Below are 21,453 nucleotides of genomic sequence, written 5' to 3' on the forward strand. Positions count from 1 at the left end.
GTCTCCTCTTCAGCTAATGAAGCGGAGGCCTTTGGGGAGCGCATTAAGGCGTAATGATGTTTTCTTGCGTCATCAATCATCGGGCGGTTCCGGTATTTTTCCCTGCTGATAGTCCTCTTTTTGCTCCTGTAACGCTTGCAGGAAACGCGCTTTCAACGATGGCGTCTGTTCTTCCGCGCCGGGCAATGCCCGATCCGAGAGATCGCCTTCCGGCGCTTGCCGCCAGTCGTTGTCTTGACTTACCGGCGCTTCATCCTGCAATGGGGGTAACGCCTGGGGAGCAGGGGCCGGTTTGGGGGCTGGCTGCGGGAATGGCTTCGAAATATAAACATAGTGCATCTCAGAAAGCCGGGTATCCGGGTTTTCCACTTTTGTCGGTTTCGGCTCAGGCGTCGGATGCTGACAGTTCCAGTAAATATGGGCATACAGTCCGGCAATAATAAACGTGCAGAGGGTCAGCAGCCACATCATGGCGCGGAACAGCACTTTTTGGGGCGCCGGAAGGCGCCAGGCAAAATAGACCGCTTCTCCCGTCGTGAAACTGCGCTGTGCAGCAAGGCAAATGGTGGACATTATTTCGTGTTCCCTTGCGTTTTATGTTCCTGCTTCTGGCTTAGTGTTTGCGCCAGTACGCCCGGAACGCTGTTGGTTGCGCGCATTAACTGCATCAGCGTCTCTTCGCCGGCGATGCCGTCGACATGCAGTCCTGCCTTACCCTGAAATTCACGGGTGCGTTTTGCCAGTTCAGCCGTCCAGCTTCGCGAGTGGGTCAGCGGTTCATTCAACGTCTGGCTTAGCGTTTGATCCAGCCACGCCAGGTCTTTATCGCCGCTGGTCGCGCTAATATCATCTTTCCCTTGCGGCGTTAAACGATGCAAAAGCGTGTAATTTCCGGTGGCGTGTTGATTAAACCAGTGTCTGCTTACCTGCCAGGTTCGGTTATTGATCAGAAGATCGAGCGACTGTTTATCAACGTGGGCCACGACGGCGTAATTCAGGTGATTACCCGTTTTGATCTCTCCTGCCCACGGATATCCTTCCTGTTCCAGCGCCTGTAAAGACGTATTCCCCTGACGGCACATCAGGTTCACTCGCGCTGCGTTCTGGCATAGCGCATCGTTCGCGGAAGCATCATAACCCCACATAAGATAGAGCTGATGCATGGCGTCCGACTGATTAACCACCTCATTTTCAATGGTGGGCATAACAGGCGCAGTCGTCTCAGGCAGCGTCTTTTTCCAGCTGGCCGGAACCGGCACTTGTTGCGGCAGGCGAGACGCGATCGCGCCGGAAAAGTACCAGCCGCAGCAGGCGAACAGGACGGAGGCAAACAGCCCTGCGGTTGCCAGGCGTTTACCGCGCGGCGTGGGCGGCAGGAGTTCACCGGCAGCCAGGCGTAAATGGCGTGGGGAAACCTGTATCGCCCGCTCGGTCCATGCGGCAAGCAGCGCCAGATGCGCCAGTTTATTGAGTCCGGTCACGCGGCCTTTGGTCAGCGCATGCATTCTGCGCACCCGTGCGGGCGTCAGTGGCGAGGTATCGACGTTTTGTTCGTCCATCTGTGCCCCGACGTAGTCGAGATATTCACGGCAGGTCAGCGAACGTAGCGCAAGGCAGGTATGAACGCGGGGCTGTAAACCAGAATGATTCAGAAGACGGGATTTCTGATCGGGAGAGCCGGTCAGAAGAATCGTGAGCGGGAAGTTCAGCTCTTGCGCCCGCGTCAGCAACATACCCAGAACATCCCAACAATTATCTTTCATGGCCTGTGCCGTGGAGAGGATCAGCAGTTTGCCTTTTTTATTACGCGAAGGCGTTTCCTCATGCCATTGGCGCAAAATGGCATCAATGGCATAAATTTTGTTTTTACCCTCTTTAGCGGCAGGGTTCAGTTTATAGAGCAGCGTACTGGCGCTCAGTTTGGGGAAGGCGTTAATGGCCAGCGCAGGTGTGCCGCCGTTACGTAGTTTTTCCACAAAGGCATTGTCTAATTCAGGTTCGTCAGAAAACAGACCGATGATGCCGGGCACGTTGGTTTTTTCCTGCAACAGGGAAAAGATGTCCTGATGATAATGAACGAAAAACTCCCCCGTTCGCCGGGTGAGTTTGCCAAACGGCTGAGTGGAAAATTTAAAATGATGCTGATACATGGTGTCTCGCTGTACTTTCTGGCTTCTGGAAACGTTGCGCTAAAAATAATTGAGCGGGTTTATTCGGGCAAATACCGGACAGGAGAAAATTACTCTGATTATTTTCGCTAACACCAGTAAGTGAAATCGTCAATGTTTTTCTGCAATAAAGTTGCCGGGAAAGCGAGTGGTCGACTTTCTTGCCGCTCATTACTATTTGCCGCACCGATTGGCGCAGCCGGTGCTGCGAAATTTAGCTTTATTAAAGGCATTTAAATAATGAGGATGCAGCTTTTCTCCCGATTGATTGCACCCTGCGTGATGTTTGTTTTACTGATATTCAGCGGGCATCAAGGGTATGTCGTTTTTAAAAACTATAATAAGGTTACAAACAAGTTAAATAACAGAAAAATTAACGTGCGTAAAAATGACGAAAAAGAAAAGTCATTTGCGCTTTTTCAACCTGCCGTCTGGCAGCGAAATACGCCAGCAGCGGTTAAATCGCCGCTCTCTGCCGAGATTGAAGGCATCGTCAGCAGCGATGAAAAATGGCTATCATTTGCCGTTATTAAAACGCCTGCGGGACAGCAAAGTTATCGCGAAGGCGAAAGCCTCGTGGGAGTGAGTAACGCCTGTATTGAGGAGATCAATAACGACAATGTGGTGGTTAATTATGAAGGTACTACGCAGGTACTGGCATTAAAGAAACCTGATTATTTCAGAGGCGGTGTTGAAAGCGGCCCGCTACAAAAACCGACAAACGATGCCGGTGCAGAGAGCCTGCATCTTAATGATGTCCTGGTGCTAAAACCGTTTATCGAAAAAGGTCGTCTGGAAGGGTACGAAATCAACCCGCGCAATGCTTCGTCTTTCTTTCAGAACAGTGGGCTGGAGAAGGGCGATGTGGTTGTGAAGGTGAACAGTACCGATATGACGAAAGAAGAACAGGCGAAAAGCATCATTGCTGGCTGGTCAAAAATGAAAGAAGCGGCGGTAGTCGTAAGACGTCACGCTCACCTGGAAAATATTCAGGTCAATGTTTTAAACAACTAACAAGTGAATTGCCATGAAGAAATTTCCGTGGGCGTGCGTGGCGCTGACAACTCTGGCGTTATATTCCAGTTCGCTCTTTGCGGCGAATTTTAGCGCCAGCTTTAAAAATACTGATATTCGTGAATTTATTGATACGGTTGGCCGTAATCTCAATAAAACGATTCTGGTCGATCCGTCGGTACAGGGAACCGTATCGGTTCGGACGTATAACGTCCTGACCGAAGATGAATACTATCAGTTTTTCCTCAGCGTGCTGGATTTGTACGGACTTTCTGTGATTCCGATGGATAACGGCATGGTGAAAGTGGTTCGTTCATCCGTTGCGAGAACCGCGGGAACGCCGATTGCCGACAGCAAAAATCCCGGTAAAGGGGATGAAATTATTACCCGCGTCGTGCGGATGGAAAATGTACCGGTACGCGAACTGGCACCGCTGTTGCGCCAGCTGAACGATGCGACCGGTATCGGCAACGTGGTGCACTTTGAGCCGTCAAACGTCCTGCTGCTCACCGGTAAAGCCTCGGTGGTGAACCGCCTGGTCGATCTGGTTCAGCGCGTCGATCGTTCCGGCGTACAGCGGCGCGAAATCGTTCCGCTACACTACGCCTCCGCGAAAGAACTTTCGGATATGTTGAATAACCTCAACAACGAAGAACAAAAAGGGCAGAACGCACCGCAACTGGCGACCAAAGTGGTGGCGGATGAGGAGACGAATAGCCTGGTCATTAGCGGCAGTGAAGAAGCGCGGGCGCGTACCCGCACGCTGATAGCGCAGCTTGATCGCGAGCAGAATAACGAGGGGAATACCCGCGTCTTCTACCTGAAATATGCTAATGCCGCCAAAGTGGTGCCGGTGTTAACGGGCATTGGGGAGCAGATGAAGGACAAGCCGGGCACGGCGAAAAGTAAATCGCCGGTTGCCGCGACCGATCTGAATATTACTGCCGACGAGTCGACAAACTCGCTGGTGATCACCGCGCAGCCGAACGTGATGAACTCGCTTGAGAAGGTGATCGACAAGCTGGACATTCGCCGTCCCCAGGTACTGGTGGAAGCCATTATCGCTGAAGTGCAGGATGGTGCCGGAACCGATCTCGGCGTGCAGTGGACGAGTAAACACGGCGGCGTACAGTTTGGCGCAACCGGTCTGCCGATCGGCCAGGTTAAGAACGGGACGATAAAAGGCGTGAATTTTACCGGTATGGCGACAGGTTTCTTTAACGGCGATTTCGGCGCGCTGATGACGGCGCTGTCGACCAACGGCAAAAACGACATTCTCTCCACGCCGAGCGTGGTGACGCTGGATAACAAAGAAGCGTCGTTTAACGTTGGTCAGGATGTGCCGGTGCTTTCTGGTTCGCAGACGACGACGGGCGACAACGTCTTTAACACCGTTGAGCGTAAGACGGTGGGGACGAAGTTGAAGATCCTGCCGCAGATTAATGATGGCGACATGATCCACATGAAGATCGAGCAGGAAGTTTCCAGCGTGGACGCCAGTTCGACGGAGGATTCGTCTTTAGGCCCAACCTTTAACACCCGCACGATCAATAACGAAGTGATGGTTCACAGCGGGCAGACGGTAGTGCTGGGAGGGCTTATCGAAAATGTCACCAAACAGAATGTGTCGAAAGTGCCGCTGCTTGGCGATATTCCTCTGGTGGGGCAACTGTTCCGCTACACCTCGCAGGATACCACCAAGCGAAACCTGATGGTCTTTATCCATACCACCGTTCTGCGCGATGACGACAACTACAGCGCCGCGTCGAAAGAGAAATACGACCAGGTGCGCGCGCGCCAGCAGCAGCGTATGGAGGAGAAAAAAATGGGCATCCTGGAGCCGGGTGATAACGCCATTCTGCCCGCGTTCCCGTCGCCCGTAAACACCAGCACTGCTGCGCCAGCCACGGCGTCGCGCAATCCGTTTAAAGAGTAAGCCGGGGTGTCGCGTGGATGAATTAAGCAAAAACTTGTGCAGCAGCAGCTTCGCAAAAGACAACGGTGTGCTGCTTTATCACAACGACGTATATATCCGTGAGGATGCGCCCGCGTTTGCCCTGCTGGAGATGCGTCGCGTGCTGGGGCGTGCCTTTACGCCGGTAACATTAACGCCAGAAGCGTTTGAAGAGATGCTGGCTAAAATCTGGCAGCAGAATAGCGGTGTTTCGCAGCAGCTGGTTGATGATATGGATGCCAATATCGATCTGATGGCGTTAACCGAGGAGATCCCCGATAACGAGGATTTGCTGGATAACGATGAAAACTCGCCGGTTATCCGTCTGATTAACGCCATTCTTGGCGAGGCGGTGAAGGATGGCGCGTCGGATATCCATATCGAAACCTTTGAGCGCACGCTGAGTATCCGTTTTCGCGTTGACGGCGTGCTGCGTCCTGTATTGCAGCCCGCGCGTAAGCTGGCGCCGCTGCTGGTATCGAGGATTAAGGTGATGTCTAAACTGGATATCGCCGAAAAACGCCTGCCGCAGGACGGTCGCATCTCCCTGCGCATTGGGCGTAAGGCGGTGGATGTGCGTGTCTCAACCATCCCGTCGCAGTATGGCGAGCGGGTGGTCATGCGTCTGCTGGATAAAAGCAACCTGAAGCCGGATATCAATAAGCTGGGGCTGATCGACGAAGAACTGGAACAGCTCAAAGGACTGATTGGCCGCCCGCATGGGATTATCCTGGTGACCGGGCCGACCGGGTCCGGTAAGAGCACGACGCTTTACGCCATCCTCTCGGCGCTAAACGGCCATGAACGCAATATTCTTACCGTTGAAGATCCGATCGAATATGAACTGGAAGGCGTGGGGCAGACGCAGGTTAACCCGCGAGTGGATATGACGTTTGCCCGAGGCCTGCGCGCGATCCTCCGTCAGGACCCGGATGTGGTGATGATCGGTGAAATTCGTGACGGCGAAACCGCGCAGATTGCGGTTCAGGCGTCGCTTACCGGCCATCTGGTTATGTCTACGCTGCATACCAACAGCGCGGCGGGAGCGATTACCCGGTTGCGCGATATGGGGCTGGAGTCGTTTTTAATTGGTTCATCGCTGCTTGGCGTCATTGCCCAGCGTCTGGTTCGTCGGCTGTGTCCTCACTGCCGTGCCGTCAGTCCGCTGGATGATAATGAAAAACCGCTGTTCAGCTTTATGGAGAGCCCCCCCGACGTGATTTATCGCGCCGTGGGGTGTGAACAGTGCCGCCAGAGCGGTTACCAGGGACGCGCCGGTATTCATGAGTTTCTGCTGGTGGACAGCGCGATGCGCCGCGCTATTCATGAAGATAAAGACGAAATGTCGATTGAAACTCAGTTGTTTAAGCAGGCATACAGCCTGCGGGAAAATGGTTTGTTGAAGGTGATCTCCGGCGTTACCTCGCTGGAGGAAGTGATGCGTGTTACCGCCGAGCGCGGAGGTGACGAATAATGGCCTGGTTCGCATGGACGGCTACGGATGCCGCCGGGAAAACCCGGCGCGGCGCTTTGCAGGCTGAAGGCCCAAAGCAGGTGCGTCAGACGCTACGCGAACAGAAGCTGATACCGATCAGCATTACGCTCACCCGCGAGCGCGCCGCCGGAAAGGGGGCTCAGAAAGGCGCAAAACTTTCGACACCGGTGCTCTCAATGTTTACCCGCCAGCTGTCGACGTTGGTTAATGCCGCACTGCCGCTGGAGAGTGCGCTGAAGGCGATTTCTAAGCAGACGGAAGACAAAAAGCTGGCGGTGATGGTCGGTGAGATCCGCGATAAAGTGGTGGAAGGGCACACGCTTTTCGACGCTTTCAGCCAGTTTCCGCGTACTTTCGACAAGCTCTATTGCACGCTGGTGATGGCAGGGGAAAAGACCGGGCATCTCGGCGGCGTGCTGGAAAAGCTGGCTGAATACAACGAACAGCGACAGAAAATGAAAAGCAAGCTGTCGCAGGCGATGGTCTATCCCATCACCCTGACGGTGGTGGCGATTGCGGTTATCTCCATTCTGCTGGTGGCGGTGGTGCCGCAGGTCATCGAACAGTTTGTGCATATGAAGCAGCAGTTGCCCGTCACCACCCGTACCCTGATTGCGGTCAGCGATTTTTTGCAGGCTTACGGAATGGTTATCGGCGGCGGCCTTGTCGGATCGTTTATCGCTTTTAACGCCTGGCTTAAAAAAGAGCGTCATCGTTTTGCATATCACCGCTGGCTGGTGAACCGTTCGCCGCTGAAAAAACTGGTCTGTGCAATAAACAGCGCCCGTTACATCCGCACCCTGAGCATTTTACAGGCCAGTAGCGTGCCGCTGCTGGAAGGTATGTATATCGCGATGGACGGTATTGAGAATCTGTATGCGCGTCAGGTGCTGGAACAGGCGGCGGATACCGTGCGTCAGGGCGCGTCATTATATAACGCACTGGAGCAGGCCAGGTTATTTCCGCCAACCATGCTTTATATGATTGCTTCTGGCGAAGAGAGTGGCGAACTCGGTTCATTAATGGATCGTGCCGCCGAAAACCAGGAGTCGGCATTACAACATCGCATTACATTAACGCTGTCGGTATTTGAACCGGCGCTGGTGGTGACGATGGCGACGGTCGTTTTATTTATCGTACTGTCAATATTACAACCGCTTCTTCAGCTCAATAATATGGTGGGTTAATTATGTCTGTGAAAAAAAATAGCCTGAAAGGTCAGGCCGGGTTTACTTTGCTCGAATTAATGGTGGTCATCGTTATTCTTGGCGTTCTGGCCAGTATGGTGGTGCCGAATCTGATGGGGAATAAAGAGAAAGCGGATGCGCAAAAAGCGACCAGCGATATTGTCGCACTGGAAGGCTCGCTGGATATGTATAAGCTCGATAACCATCGCTACCCAACCACCGAACAGGGGTTGCAGGCGTTGGTGACGAAGCCGGAGATCGCGCCGATTCCCAACGGCTATCGTGCTGACGGTTATATTCGCCGTCTGCCGCAGGACCCGTGGGGAAATGATTACATTCTGGTTAGCCCTGGCGAACATGGCGCGGTAGATGTTTTCTCCTCCGGCCCGGATGGTGAAGCGAATACCGCCGATGATATAACGAACTGGTCTTTAGATAAAAAAGATAAGTAATGAATAAGCAACGTGGATTTACATTGCTGGAAATTATTCTGGCGCTGGTTATTTTTGCCAGCTGCGCCATGATGGTGGTTTCGACAATACCCTCACGCAGCGGCGCAGATATATTAGGCCAGCAATTACAATCCCTCGTTGAATATGGTTCTGATCGGGCAGTGATGGACGGAAATATAGTCGGGCTGGTGATGACGCCAACGGAATATCAGCTGGTGAAGTGGGCCGGGGAAAACGGCGGGCGTCATTGGGCGCCGCTGACAGCCGGGCGTATTTTCACCCACGGACAGTTTCCTGAAGAGATGCACGTTTCGCTCGCTCCCCAGCGTCTGGCGGCCACGCCTGATGCCGATCCGCAGGTGCTCTTTTTACCGGATGGGGAAATTAGCCGATTCACGCTGACGTTGCAGAGCTATGACAAACAGCACCATTTCCGCGTGGTGTCGCAGGGCGCTTCACCCGTTTTGGTAGAGAATAATGACTAAACCGGAAGCGAAAGAACAGGGCATGACGCTGTTGGAAGTCATGGTGGCGCTGGTGATCTTTTCTACCGCAGCGCTGGCGTTGATGAATTCCGTCTCGCTGAATGTGCGTTTTACGCACGGTCTTGCCGATACGCTACAGGCCAGTTGGATTGCGGAAAACCAGCTCGCGCAAGCGCAGCTTGCAAAAAGCGTTTTTCCCGATGTCGCTGAAGAAGGCAGTGAAACGATGGGCGGACGCAGCTGGAACTGGCGCAAACAGAGGGTGAAAACCGATGACAAGGCGTTTGCCGATGAAGTCCAGGTGTATGCCGAAGGCGAAGAGAGCCAGCCGGTCATCACGCTGCGGGTTGTCCCGCCGAAGGAGCGCAAATGAATACGCCACTCCGTCGCCAGCAAGGTTTTACGCTGCTGGAGATCATGATTGCGCTGACGATTTTTGCCGTGATCAGCACCCTTGCCTGGCAAATCCTTGACGGCGCGATGCGCACCACCACGGCAACGGATGCTGCGGCGACGACGCTTAATCAGCTTCAGCGAGCCTGTAACCTGCTGGAGCGCGATTTCTCTCAGCTCCAGCCGCGCGCGCCGCGCAATGAAACGGATGTGTTCCGTCTGGATCAACATGCCGTTGAGCTGACGACGGTAAGCGGCGTCAGTGGGCAAATTCAGCTGGAACGCGTGCGCTGGCGGCTGGAGGCGCATCGCCTGTGGCGTGATATCTGGCCTGACATTGATAGCCCGGCTGACGTGAGTCCAGAAGAAGTACCGATTTTAAGCAACGTTAAAGCGATGAAGTGGCGATTCTGGCGACAGGGCTGGCAGACGACATGGCTTGAAACCGCCCATCAGCCGGAAGGCGCCGAACTGACGCTGACGATGGAAAACGGGGATACCTGGCGCTGGGTGTTTATGACGCCGGGAGACATGCCGGAAATCCAGGGAGAAAAGAAAGATGAAAACGCTGAGGCTGCACAACCCACGCCTGCTGACGTTACGGCATCGGTTCCGCCAGCACGCGGTGGAGAACAGCAATGAATACGCAATCGGCGCAAAAACAGCGCGGCGTCGCGCTGCTGGTGGTGTTGATTTTGCTGGTGATGATGTCAGCGCTGGCGGCAAAGATCGGTCAGCAGTTTTGCCGAAATTTGCAGAAAACCCGCTATCAGGTCAGTCAGCAGCAGCTGCGTTGGGCGATGCAAGGCCAGGCTGCGGCGATAAAAGATCGTCTGCAAACCGACGCCAGCGGTGAGAGCAATGGATTATCGCCAGAAGGCGCGTGGCACGAACCGCTGGAAACTCAGGGTGAGAACTATACCGTCGTGAGCCAGATTGAGGACGCCCAGACCTGCTTTAACGTGAACAGTCTGCTGGCCATTGACCCTGCGCCTCCTGCGGATAGCGCCGCCGCGCAGCCGACAAAGCCGGTGAAAGAGCCGATCGTTGAACAGTTGCTGATCGACAGCGGCATCAGTACGGCAGCGGCGGAAGAGGTTTATCAACAACTGGTGGATTATCTGGACGCTGACAGCACAACCGCAAAAGAGGCTCTGGAAAGCGACGCCTGGGCGGGTGTGACGCCGCAGCGCCTTCCTGCGAATCAGATGATGCGCACCATCAGCGAGATAAAACGGTTGCCGGGTTTTCCGGTGGCGGCTTATCCCCGCGCCAGCAGGGTGCTGTGCGCGCTGCCTGATACGGAGAGCAAAGTGGATGTGAATACCCTGAAGCCCGGGCAGGCGCCGCTGTTGTCTGCGCTGTCTGCGGGGACGTTAAGTGAGGATGACGCAGCACGGCTGATTGCCTCGCGCCCGGAAGAAGGGTGGGCGTCGGTTGACGCGTTCAGTAAAACGCTCGAAACAAACTATCCGCAGAGCAAAGCGATCCTCGCGCAGATGCAGGCGTTTGTTGCGGTGAACAGTCACTATTTCCGGGTCGAGAGTACCGGTAATACTGATGATTTAACGCTGCGCGTTGTCAGCCAGATTCATGTCGATCGTGACTCTGGCGAGGTGAGAACCTGGCAACGCCGTTACCGAATGATTGAATAAGAAAAGTCATAGTCTATGAAACAGGTACTTTTTATTCGTCCCGATGCAAACGTGGACGGGAAAATCGAGTGGTGCGTCTCCGGTAGCCAGCAGGTAGCAACGCTGGAAAGTCGGGATGCGCTGAAAACGCTTGCCGTACATCCCCTGGCGACACGCGTTTGTTTGCTGTTGCCCGCCAGTGAGATGGTGTTCCGTCATTTTACCCTGCCCAAAAAAGGGTTATCGACGGCCTCCACACCGTTTTCATGGCTGGCGGAAGAGACGCTGATCGGCGATGTGGACTCGCTGCACTGGACGGTATTGCGGAAAAAAGGGCGGGAAGTGGATGCCGTGGCCATTGACGCCACCGGCTTTGAGCGCTGGCTTGCGCTGTGCGAAGAGGCCGGACTGAAGGTGATTCAGGTATTGCCAGACGCCATTCTGCTGCCGGTAAACGAAGGCGGCAGTACGCTGGTTTCCTGTGACGAAAGCTGGTGGCTGCGCTTTCCGCCGTTCGGCGCCTGCGAAGCGGATGCTACGCTGCTGCCGCTGTTGCTGGCGCAAGGCGGCGATGGCGAAGTGCGCTGCTACGGCGAAGCGCCTGCGGGTATCGATGTCGCTGAACAACTGCCGTGGCAGCATCCGCTGGTGTTGATTCAGCCGCAATGGAAAGCGTGTCGCGCCAATATGCTGCATGGCGCATTTGCCGCCTGCGGCAAAGAGGTGGGGCGATTTCGTCATCTGAGGACAGCAATGGCGGTGTCTGCGCTGCTGTCGATGGGGTTGCTGATTGGCCCGCGCGTGGCAATGGCATGGATGTTGGTTCAGCAGGAAAATCAGGTACAGGCCGAGATTGCCCAGGTCGCTCAACACTATTTCCCGAGTCTGCGGCAGAAAACCAATATCAAATACCATTTTGGTCAGAATATTAAAAAACAGAGCAAAGGTATTTTTCTGCAACTTGAGGCGCTGGAGCAGGTTAAACAGTCTGTGCCTGCTATTGAGATAAATGAAGTGGAATATGACAACGCGCAGAATGTGTTGACGCTGAACGCGGCCTCGCCGAACGCGCAGGCGCTACAGGATTTCGTTACACAGGCCACTCCCCATTTTGACTTTGCGTTACAACCGGTTTCGGACCAGTCACCCTATACGGCGATCGTGACGGGGAAATATAAATGAAAGAGCGAATTGCACAATTAAAAGCGCGCTATCAAAACTACAGCGATCGCGAGCGTGGTCTTATTACGCTATGTGCGGCGGCGATGTGCTGCGCGGTAATTTATTACGGCGGCATTATTCCGCTGGATCATATGATTCAAAACAGTCAGTCCACGTTAATGCGGCAAAAAGAGACGCTGCGCTGGATGCGGGACGAAATCGATAAAAATCATTTACAGGCGAAAGTCTTAAAAACGAACAACCCGCGAACGGTTATTGAAGAGAGTGCGAAAGAGATCCATCTCGCGTTGTCTGATATTCGTCAGGATGAACGCTCACTCTCTTTTGTTGTTGAACAGGTCAATATTTATGAACTGAAAAACTGGCTACGTGAAGTGAATGTCACGTCCGGCGTTCAGTTGCAAAAAATGGATTTGCAGCCGGTCGATCGTCAAAGCGACGTGAAAGCCAATATTACGCTGAGCTGGAATAAAAACGCATGAATACGATCATGTTGTTTCGGGAAAGCTGGCCGATTGGGTTTTGCATAATGAGCGCCTGCCTGGGCGGAATCCTCGGCAGTTTTCTTGGCGTAGTCAGCGAGCGCGTTCCCGCAATGGTGATGGAAAAGGAAGGGGCGGGGAATTTACTTTTTCCTGCCTCGCACTGCGCGGACTGCGGGCATCAACTGGCCTGGTGGGAAAATATTCCGTTATTGAGCTGGTGCTGCCTGCGCGGTCGCTGCCGTCATTGCCAGTCTGTGATTCCCCTGCGCTTGCTGTTGGTGGAGTTAGCCAGTGCGCTTTTTTTTGCGGCAACGGCGGCGGCGCTCCCTTCCTTTGTCACGCTGATCGCGCTGTGGGTTTTATGGTGCGGTTTGCTGCCGCTCACGATGATTGATGCGAAATATATGCTGTTGCCGGATTGTCTCACGCAGCCGCTGCTGTGGGCTGGGCTGCTGCTGCATTGCGTTTTCCACACGATGCCGTTGGCGAGCGCGCTATATGGCGCCGTTGCGGGGTATCTCATTCTGTGGCTGGTGTACTGGAGTTTTCGCCTGCTGACGGGGCGGGAAGGCCTTGGACAGGGCGATTTTAAGCTACTGGCGGCGCTGGGGGCGTGGTGCGGCTGGCAGGCGTTACCGTTATTAATTCTGGTTGCGGCATTAAGCGGTATTGTTCTGTATGGACTTTTTTACTCTGGCGTAAATAAAGCGGGGCAAATTCCTTTTGGTCCCTGTCTGGCCTTTTCGGGAATGGCGATGTTTATCTTCCAGACATTGCAATTCACATTCTGACGCGGCTGGTCAAGTGTTTTTTTAAATTCTTTCGCCGAGGGAATAAAGGGAACTTATTTATTTTCCAGATTATCATTGTCGCATAAGTTAATAGAATTAATGCTTATGCCATTTTAGGGAGGAGAGTAAAGCGAAATAGATTATTTCATTTTTATAATGGGTTGGTTTCCGTTGTCTTAAATAAATTACTGTTTGCAATTCGTCCATGCTCTAAGGAATGCATGGCTGTTAAATATTCACGAATAAAATTATCAGGAATTAATAATGAAATTTATGAAGCCTAAATATCTGGCACTTTTTGTGGCAGCAGCGACAAGTCCGGTTTTTGCCGCTGCGCCGGGTACGCCGTCTATTACCAGCGGCAATGATAAATTCGCCATTGTGGAAGTGGATCAGGCTGCGCAGGATTATAACAACCTGGTGAAAGTTCATAACGATGGCGTGGACGTCAAGGTGGAATGGAACGTCTGGAGCGGCGATGCGCCGACCTCCGCGAAAGTGCTGTTGGATGGTAAGACCGTATGGTCTGGCGCAGGTAGCGCTGCCGGTTCTGCGACCTTCAAAGTCAAAAAAGGCGGTCGTTATCAGGAGCAGGTTGAGTTATGTAATACCAGCGGGTGTACGAAAAGCGCCAGCAAGCTGATTATTGTGGCGGATACCGACGGTAGCCATCTGCTGCCGCTGAATACCACCATGAAGGAAAACAATAAAACGTTTGCTCAGCATACCGATAAAGTGGTGGGCGCGTACTTCCCGGAATGGGGCGTGTATGGACGTAATTTCCCGGTAGATAAAATCCCGGCGGCTAATCTGAACCATATCCTGTACGGCTTTATTCCCATTTGCGGCGGCGACGGCATCAATGACAGCCTGAAATCCATCGAAGGCGGCAACAGTTTTGAAGCGCTGAAACGCGCCTGCAATGGCCGACAGGACTATACCGTGGCGATCCACGATCCGTGGGCGGCGCTGCAAAAACCGCAGGCTGGCGTCTCTAACTGGGATGACCCGTATAAAGGCAACTTCGGTCAATTGATGGCGCTGAAAAAAGCGCACCCGGATCTGAAAATCCTGCCATCGGTTGGGGGATGGACGCTTTCCGATCCGTTCTTCCAGATGCATGACAGCGCGATTCGCGCGCGGTTTGTTGCTTCCGTTAAGGATTTCCTGAAGACCTGGAAATTCTTCGACGGCGTAGATATTGACTGGGAATTCCCGGGCGGCGGCGGTCAGAATGAAACGCTGGGCAACCCGCAGCAGGATAAAGCGACCTACACGGCACTGATGCACGATCTGCGCACCATGCTCAACGAACTGTCTGCCGAAACCGGTCGGACTTACGAGTTGACCTCCGCTATCGGTTCCGGTCAGGACAAAATTGAAGACGTGGACTACGCCCAGGCGCAGCAGTATATGGATCACATCTTCCTGATGAGCTACGACTTCTACGGCGGCTGGAGCAACACCGATCTGGGGCACCAGGCGGCGCTGCACGGCGCAGAGTGGAAACCGGACACCAAATACACCACGGAAAATGGCGTCAATGCGTTGCTGGCGCAGGGCGTGCAGCCAGGCAAGATCGTGGTGGGCGCAGGGATGTATGGCCGTGGCTGGACTGGCGTGCATGGCTATACCGGCGACAATCCGTTTACCGGTACGGCTACCGGCCCGGTGAAAGGCACCTGGGAGCCGGGCGTGGTTGATTATCGTCAGATTGTTAACGAATACAAAGGCAAACCAGGCTGGGAATACCGTTACGACGCTGCGGCGGAAGCGCCGTATATTTTCAATAAATCCACCGGCGACCTGATTACCTATGAAGACGCCCGCTCTGCGGCGGCGAAAGGTAAATACGTCCTGGCTAACAACCTCGGCGGCCTGTTCTCCTGGTCTATCGACTCTGATAACGGCGACATTCTGAACGCGATGAACGAAAGTTTGCTGGGTGGGGGTTCTACGCCGGTTGAGCCGGTTGTGACCAACCATGCGCCAGTCGCGACCGCAGTTGATCAGGTCGTAACCGGCCCGGCGACGGTCACGCTGGACGGTTCTGCCTCTACCGACCCGGATGGCGATGCGATCACCTATAAGTGGACGCAGATCTCCGGTCCGTCCGTAACGCTGAACAAGAGCACCAGCGCGAAAGCGAGCTTTAACGTCGCCGCCGTCTCCAGCAATCAGAATCTGGCGTTCCGTCTGACCGTTACCGATGCGAAAGGTCTGAGTAACGCCATTGACGTTCAGGTCGTGAACAAAGCGCCAAAAGCGAACCAGGCTCCGGTTGTGAATCCGCTGGAAACGGTGTCGCTTGAAGCAGGCGCAACCTACACGCTGAATGCGCAGGCTGCCGATCCTGATGGCGACGCGTTGACCTACGCCTGGAGCGTGCCGGGCGACATGAACGCGACGGGGACGGACACCTCCAGCGTGACCATCACCGCGCCGGAAGTGAGCTCCGCCTCGACTTACACCGTCAGCGTCGTGGTCAGCGATGGTAAAACCAGCGTGCAGTCCAACGTGCAGATTAACGTTACGCCAAAAGCAGCGCCGGTGCCGTCCGACGAAGGGACGACACCGCCTGATGAAGGCACTACGCCATCCGATGAGGGGACGACGCCGTCTGATGAAGGCGCGGCAACCGGCGGCTGCGACAGCCCGGTTGATGCCAATGCCAGCCACTACGCGGCATGGGACGCCAGCAAAATCTACAACAATGGCGATACCGTCAGTTTTGATCACCTGGTGTGGAAAGCGAAGTACTGGACGCAGGGCAATCAGCCAGGCTTTGGCGTGGACGCGTGGGAACTGGTCAGCCAGGTGAAATTCAACTGGCGTTCCGATGTGGTTTACAACGGCGGTGAGACTACCACCTATCAGGGGTCTGTATACCGCGCTAAATGGTGGACGCAGGGTGATAAACCCGGCAACAGCGACGTGTGGGTGAAAGAAGGCGCCGCCGCAGACTGTCAATAATCCTCTTACCTTAATAATGCGGATACGTTATCTATCCGCGAAGGGTAGCCGCCCCTGTCTGGGGGCGGCCATCTCTAAAAAATAATGTGCATAACGGACAAGGAGCAGATCACCCCGACAACCGGATGAAAATATGAAACGTTTAATTTTGTTATTATTGATGTTAAGCCAAAGTGCGTTTGCCAACTGCTGGGACAGAGCCGCAAATTATTATCATGTTGACCCTTATTTATTATTTGCCATTGCGCAAGTCGAGTCTGGCATGAATCCCTATGCGGTAGGACGAAATCACGACGGGACGAGAGATGTCGGGTTGATGCAAATAAATAGTTCGCATTTTTCAGCGCTGGAACGCCGTGGCATTGATGAGTATCGACTGATGCTGGAACCCTGTACATCTATTATGGTCGGCGCGTCGATCTTATCCGATATGATCAAAGTATATGGTTATAACTGGGAGGCGGTAGGCGCATATAACGCCGGGGTTAAAAAAGAGAATTACCCGCAGCGCATGATTTACGCGCATAAAGTCTGGGAAACATACCAGCGTATAAAAATGACCACGTAATATAAATAAATCCAGCCGCTTTTATTTTTTGAAGAATTCCTGCTGGTGTTCTTCGAAAAGTAAAACCCCAGGTTCTGACGTTTGTTTATTCGTGTTGTTAATGGACAACGCAGAATTTGAATTAATCACTATTGTACATAAAGGAAAAATTGAAATGAGCAAAAGGACATTATTGAGTGTACTCATTGCGGGTGCCTGTGCGGTGCCGTTTATGGCGCAAGCAAATACATTGCAGGCCAGCAGCAGTGAGCCTTACACCATAAAAGCCAGCGATCTGGCGAAAAAGGAGCAGGAGCTGACAAATTTCCCGTTGATGGCTTCGGTGAAAGAGACGATCCAGACGCTGGATAATGCCCAGGTAGAACTCATTGAACCCGGTCGCGCCGCCAACCCGGAAAACGTCAAACGCGTTGAGGGAATCATCAAAGCCAGCGACTGGGAATATCTTTTCCCGCTGCGTGCTAAAGAATATACCTACAGCAATTTCCTGAAAGCAGTCGGTAAATTCCCGGCGCTGTGTAAGACCTATAACGATGGTCGCGACAGTGATGCGATTTGTCGCAAAGAGCTGGCAACAATGTTCGCCCACTTTGCGCAGGAAACCGGCGGCCATGAGAGCTGGCGTCCAGAGGCCGAATGGCGTCAGGCGCTGGTATATGTGCGTGAAATGGGCTGGAGCGAAGGGCAGAAAGGCGGCTATAACGGCGAATGTAACCCGAGCGTCTGGCAGGGGCAAACCTGGCCGTGCGGCAAAGACAAAGATGGCGAATTCCTGAGTTACTTTGGCCGCGGTGCGAAACAGTTGTCCTATAACTACAACTACGGGCCGTTCTCCGAAGCGATGTATGGCGACGTTCGCACGCTACTGGATAAACCGGAGCTGGTTGCCGATACCTGGCTGAACCTGGCGAGCGCTATTTTCTTCTTCGCCTACCCGCAGCCGCCGAAACCTAGCATGTTGCAGGTCATCGATGGCACCTGGCAGCCGAACGCGCATGATAAGGCTAATGGTCTGGTGCCCGGCTTTGGCGTCACCACCCAGATTATCAACGGCGGCGTTGAATGCGGCGGCCCGACGGAAATCGCGCAGTCGCAGAATCGTATCAAATACTACAAAGAGTTCGCTAACTACCTGAAAGTACCGGTTCCGGCAGATGAAGTGCTGGGCTGCGCCAACATGAAGCAGTTCGATGAAGGCGGCGCGGGCGCATTGAAGATCTACTGGGAACAAGATTGGGGATGGAGCTCGGATACGCCGGACGGCAAAACCTATGCCTGCCAACTGGTGGGTTATCAGACGCCATTCAGCGCGTTTAAAGAGGGGGATTACACGAAATGTGTACAGCATTTCTACAATGTGAACATCATTAATGATGACGGTTCTTCGACTAAACCGGATGAAGAGCCCGTAACGCCAACACCGGCTGATGATACGCCTGCACCTGCGCCAGTGCCAGATGAAACGCCAGCAGAGCCGACCACCGTTAACCATGCGCCGGTAGCCCATATCGCAGGGCCGATTGGCGCGGTAGATGCGGGGGCGCAGGTCTCTTTGAGCGCGGAGGGTTCGACTGACGAAGACGGCAACAAACTGACCTACACCTGGCGTGCTCAGGATGGTCAGACCGTGTCTGGCGAAGACAAAGCGGTCGTAACCTTCGCCGCGCCGGAAGCGGCGACCGCTCAGCAGTACGAGGTGAGTCTGACCGTCAGTGATGGTGAACTGAGCAGCACCACCTCTTATCTGCTCAACGTGAAAGCGAAAGCGGCAACGCCATCTCAGGACGACGGCGCTTCGGGTTCGTATCCGGCATGGAGCGCGAACAGCAAGTACAATGCGGGCGATATCGTGAATAACCACGGTAAGCTGTTCCAGTGCAAACCATTCCCGTATAGCGGCTGGTGTAATACGGCGCCGGCCTATTATGAACCCGGCGCGGGTCTGGCATGGTCTGACGCGTGGAGCGCGCTGTAATGACAATATAAAACGACAACGCCTGAAATGCCCGATGGCGAAGGCTTATCGGGCCTGCGGCGGGTGAGTCGTATCTATTGTGCCATCCGGTACAACAACAATCTGACGGCAACCTGATGGTTGCCGTTTTTTGTGTTCACTGTGCGCCGGTCAGCGCGGTAGCTTGCCGTGATCGCGCAGCCAGGCGGCGGTACGCTCAATGCCTTCATCCAGCGTGACGATGGGCTGATAGCCCAGTTCTTCCTGGGCGCGCGTGGTGTCCAGCGTAAAATCGAAATTCAGCTTGGAAACGCCGTAGTGCGTCAGCGTCGGCTCTTTCGCCGATTTATTGCCGAAACGCTCCATGCTGCGGGCGATCATATCCAGCATCGGATACGGAACCGAACGGATTCGACAATCAATGTTTAATTCATCAATCAGCTTTTGCACAATGCTGCGCAGCGTCCGGTGTTCACCGTTTGTGATGTTATAGACCCGACCAGAAGGCAGCTTGTCACTGCTTTTCTGGCTTGCCAGCCACATTGCATGGACGGCATTTTCATAATAAGTCATATCCACCAACGCGCTGCCGCCGTGCGGCAACAGAACGCTGCCGTAGTGGTGCATCATATGCGCCAGACGCGGAATAAAGACTTTATCGTGTGGGCCAAACAGGCTTTGCGGGCGCAGGACGGTAAAACGCGTCTGCGGGTTGGCCTGCGCCAGCAGGTTAATCACCTCTTCACCGGCCGCTTTGCTGCGTGCAAATTCGTTGGCGAAGCGGTGCGGGCGAAAATCCTCTTTGATATCGCGATGGTGGTGATAATCAAAATAGAGTGACGGAGAGGAGATATGAATAAAGTTACGTACGCCCCAGGCGACGGCCCATTCGCCGAGGCGTCGGGTGGCGCGGACGTTCGCCAGATCGAAGGCTTCCTGGGTTCCCCACGGCGAGGTGAAACTGGAGCAGTGCCACAGCGTATCAATGCCTGCGAGCATCACTTTTGCCTGCGAAGAGACCAGCTCGGTCAAATCCGCATGGACAAATTCCGCTCCCATTTTTTGCAGCAGCTTGCCCATCGCTTCATTGCGACCGGTAGCTCTGACGCTGATGCCTTTATTGCGCAAAAACTCAACCGCGTTTCGACCTAAGCCGCTGGTGGCGCCGGTAACCAGTACCTTCATATCAATCCACTGTGGTTAATAGAACTTCGTGCGCATTCTTCCGTGAATTACGTCGGTATGCAATGGGAAACATGAAAGAATACAGTATGTTTTTATGATTAATCTGTGATTTGTTCTGCAAGCCGGGCAATTCGCTTTGCCATACCCCGGAAAATAAAGAGATGCGCCGGGATCATCAGCAGCCAGTAGAAAAGGCCGGGCATCCCGTGCGGGTGCCACCAGGCGCGCACGTCAATTTGCCGGTGATCGCCTTTATCTTCAAGGGTAAAGCTCAGACGGCCAAGACCCGGCGCTTTCATGCCAAACAGTAAGGTCAGCTGCTTTTCCGGCTCGACAATGATGACTTTCCAGCTGTCCACCGTGTCGCCAGTCTGAAGAAGCGCGTGTTCAGGTCGGCCTTTTGCCAGTCGATGCCCCACCAGCAGATCCATTGCCGCACGCGTTTTCCAGAGAATATTGCCAAAGAAATAGCCTTCTTTGCCGCCGAGACGGTTGATCACCTGCCACAGGGCTTTCCGGCTGGCGGAGGTTTTAACCGTGAATCCGGCCTGTTTGGCAAAATAGCCATACTCTGGTCGCCAGCGGGCAAACGCCTGGGCGTCGTATCCCCAGTCGCTGGAGTTGACTAGTTTTTCTTCCTCCTTCAGCGTGCGACGCACGGCATCGTCAAAGGTGATAAGCGTCTGGGGAACCAACGTCCGCAGTTCGGTATCATCGGCCAGCAGGTCATGTTTCAGCCCCTGGATCAGCGCTTTTGCCGTGGTCGGCGGAACGGACGTAATGACATTTAAAAACCAGACTGAAATCCAGCGGGTCGGAAAAGGGATGGGGATCAGCAGGCGATGTTTGCCGCTGACGGCCATAAAGTGCTTGAACTGCTCCTGATAGCTTAAGACCTGCGGCCCGGCGGCTTCGAGAACCCGGTGCTCGCAGGCAGGGTGATCCAGCAACGCCACCAGATAGTGCAGCAAATTTTCCAGCGCGATGGGCGTGGTTCGGGAGCGCACCCAGCGAGGCGGCGTCAGCACCGGCAGGTTGTAGACCATATCGCGCATCACTTCGAAGGCGGCTGAACCTGCGCCGACGATAATGCCGGCGCGCAGTTCAGTCACCGGCACGCCGGATTCGCGCAGCGTCTCCGCAGTTAACTGCCGGGCGCGCAAATGGTCAGACTGCTCATGTTTCGGCGCCTGCAACGAACTGAGGAATATGAGCTGTTTGACCGGTACTTCACGCAGCGCATCGCGCACGTTCATCGCAACCTGGCGCTCATGGGCAATAAAATCGCCGCCTTCGCCCATGCCATGCACCAGATAATAGACGGTGTCGACCTCGCGGAGCAGCGCGGGCAGATTATCCGGCCAGTTGAGATCGACTTTATGACAACTGACGTTAGCCAGTTGCTGTTTTTCCAGCCGTTCAATGCGACGTGCCGCCGCCAGAATCTGATGCCCTTGCGCGCTGAGCGCCCGCACCAGATGTTGACCAATGTAACCACTGGCGCCAAGAACCAAAATACGTTGCGGCACGTCC

The 21,453-nt window shown here is 54.2% G+C and carries 19 protein-coding genes; 15 read left to right on the top strand and 4 right to left on the bottom strand.

Annotated features, from left to right (window positions below; genetic code table 11):
* Nucleotides 1–72: 72 nt before the first annotated feature.
* Together OGV83_RS07555 and OGV83_RS07560 are read right to left on the bottom strand one after the other, a co-directional pair.
* A complete protein-coding gene (locus OGV83_RS07555) occupies nucleotides 73–573 on the bottom strand; it encodes a type II secretion system protein GspB, cryptic system variant (RefSeq protein WP_012133084.1) in 501 nt (166 codons plus the stop codon).
* Nucleotides 573–2,150 carry an ExeA family protein gene (locus OGV83_RS07560; RefSeq protein ID WP_286463362.1) on the bottom strand — a complete coding sequence of 526 codons (1,578 nt, stop codon included), beginning with the start codon at nucleotides 2,148–2,150 and terminating at the stop codon, nucleotides 573–575. The genes OGV83_RS07555 and OGV83_RS07560 overlap by 1 nt, the downstream gene beginning before the upstream one ends.
* Before the next feature lie 300 nt (nucleotides 2,151–2,450).
* On the opposite strand from OGV83_RS07560, the gene gspC reads away from it, so the two are divergent.
* The 15 genes from gspC to OGV83_RS07635 all read left to right on the top strand — a co-directional run bounded on the left by gspC (nucleotide 2,451) and on the right by OGV83_RS07635 (nucleotide 18,756).
* Nucleotides 2,451–3,182 carry a type II secretion system protein GspC gene (gene gspC, locus OGV83_RS07565; protein ID WP_047463719.1) on the top strand — a complete coding sequence of 244 codons (732 nt, stop codon included), beginning with the start codon at nucleotides 2,451–2,453 and terminating at the stop codon, nucleotides 3,180–3,182.
* A gap of 13 nt (nucleotides 3,183–3,195) precedes the next feature.
* Nucleotides 3,196–5,118, top strand: coding sequence for a type II secretion system secretin GspD (gene gspD, locus OGV83_RS07570; protein WP_286463363.1), 1,923 nt, complete (start codon nucleotides 3,196–3,198; stop codon nucleotides 5,116–5,118).
* Nucleotides 5,119–5,131: 13 nt separating this feature from the next.
* Nucleotides 5,132–6,610 carry a type II secretion system ATPase GspE gene (gene gspE / locus OGV83_RS07575; RefSeq protein WP_012133077.1) on the top strand — a complete coding sequence of 493 codons (1,479 nt, stop codon included), beginning with the start codon at nucleotides 5,132–5,134 and terminating at the stop codon, nucleotides 6,608–6,610.
* Nucleotides 6,610–7,818 carry a type II secretion system inner membrane protein GspF gene (gspF, locus tag OGV83_RS07580; protein WP_153258337.1) on the top strand — a complete coding sequence of 403 codons (1,209 nt, stop codon included), beginning with the start codon at nucleotides 6,610–6,612 and terminating at the stop codon, nucleotides 7,816–7,818. Before gspE ends, gspF begins: the two co-directional genes overlap by 1 nt.
* A gap of 2 nt (nucleotides 7,819–7,820) precedes the next feature.
* Entirely contained in the window at nucleotides 7,821–8,270 is a 450-nt protein-coding gene (gene gspG / locus OGV83_RS07585; protein WP_012133075.1) for a type II secretion system major pseudopilin GspG, read from the top strand.
* The gene (gspH, locus tag OGV83_RS07590) at nucleotides 8,270–8,755 is read left to right on the top strand and encodes a type II secretion system minor pseudopilin GspH (protein WP_012133074.1); all 486 of its coding nucleotides are present in this window, start codon (nucleotides 8,270–8,272) and stop codon (nucleotides 8,753–8,755) included. Before gspG ends, gspH begins: the two co-directional genes overlap by 1 nt.
* Entirely contained in the window at nucleotides 8,748–9,128 is a 381-nt protein-coding gene (gspI, locus tag OGV83_RS07595) for a type II secretion system minor pseudopilin GspI (RefSeq protein ID WP_115614910.1), read from the top strand. Before gspH ends, gspI begins: the two co-directional genes overlap by 8 nt.
* Entirely contained in the window at nucleotides 9,125–9,790 is a 666-nt protein-coding gene (gene gspJ / locus OGV83_RS07600) for a type II secretion system minor pseudopilin GspJ (protein WP_286463365.1), read from the top strand. The genes gspI and gspJ overlap by 4 nt, the downstream gene beginning before the upstream one ends.
* Nucleotides 9,787–10,803: a type II secretion system minor pseudopilin GspK gene (gene gspK / locus OGV83_RS07605; RefSeq protein ID WP_286463367.1), complete on the top strand. Its 1,017-nt coding sequence runs from the start codon at nucleotides 9,787–9,789 to the stop codon at nucleotides 10,801–10,803. The genes gspJ and gspK overlap by 4 nt, the downstream gene beginning before the upstream one ends.
* A gap of 15 nt (nucleotides 10,804–10,818) precedes the next feature.
* A complete protein-coding gene (gene gspL, locus OGV83_RS07610) occupies nucleotides 10,819–11,964 on the top strand; it encodes a type II secretion system protein GspL (protein ID WP_198448312.1) in 1,146 nt (381 codons plus the stop codon).
* Nucleotides 11,961–12,446: a type II secretion system protein M gene (locus OGV83_RS07615; protein WP_115609441.1), complete on the top strand. Its 486-nt coding sequence runs from the start codon at nucleotides 11,961–11,963 to the stop codon at nucleotides 12,444–12,446. The genes gspL and OGV83_RS07615 overlap by 4 nt, the downstream gene beginning before the upstream one ends.
* Nucleotides 12,443–13,240, top strand: a complete 798-nt coding sequence (locus OGV83_RS07620; protein WP_114848464.1) for a prepilin peptidase — start codon at nucleotides 12,443–12,445, stop codon at nucleotides 13,238–13,240. The genes OGV83_RS07615 and OGV83_RS07620 overlap by 4 nt, the downstream gene beginning before the upstream one ends.
* 264 nt (nucleotides 13,241–13,504) lie before the next feature.
* Nucleotides 13,505–16,213 (top strand): glycosyl hydrolase family 18 protein, encoded by a 2,709-nt coding sequence (locus OGV83_RS07625; RefSeq protein WP_200075431.1) that lies wholly within the window; start codon nucleotides 13,505–13,507, stop codon nucleotides 16,211–16,213.
* A 133-nt stretch (nucleotides 16,214–16,346) separates the two neighbouring features.
* A complete protein-coding gene (iagB, locus tag OGV83_RS07630; protein WP_286463369.1) occupies nucleotides 16,347–16,781 on the top strand; it encodes a type III secretion system invasion protein IagB in 435 nt (144 codons plus the stop codon).
* A 154-nt stretch (nucleotides 16,782–16,935) separates the two neighbouring features.
* Nucleotides 16,936–18,756 carry a glycoside hydrolase family 19 protein gene (locus OGV83_RS07635; protein WP_024130491.1) on the top strand — a complete coding sequence of 607 codons (1,821 nt, stop codon included), beginning with the start codon at nucleotides 16,936–16,938 and terminating at the stop codon, nucleotides 18,754–18,756.
* Nucleotides 18,757–18,906: 150 nt separating this feature from the next.
* Here the strand turns inward: OGV83_RS07635 and OGV83_RS07640 are convergent, their stop codons facing one another.
* Both OGV83_RS07640 and OGV83_RS07645 read right to left on the bottom strand, forming a co-directional pair.
* Complete coding sequence (locus tag OGV83_RS07640) at nucleotides 18,907–19,920, bottom strand: 3-beta-hydroxysteroid dehydrogenase (RefSeq protein ID WP_286463370.1); 1,014 nt, start codon at nucleotides 19,918–19,920, stop codon at nucleotides 18,907–18,909.
* Between the two features lie 98 nt (nucleotides 19,921–20,018).
* A complete protein-coding gene (locus OGV83_RS07645; RefSeq protein WP_104868851.1) occupies nucleotides 20,019–21,449 on the bottom strand; it encodes an SDR family oxidoreductase in 1,431 nt (476 codons plus the stop codon).
* Nucleotides 21,450–21,453 lie beyond the last annotated feature (4 nt).

The organism is Citrobacter sp. CK189 (assembly GCF_030333505.1).
Taxonomy (GTDB): domain Bacteria; phylum Pseudomonadota; class Gammaproteobacteria; order Enterobacterales; family Enterobacteriaceae; genus Citrobacter_B; species Citrobacter_B koseri.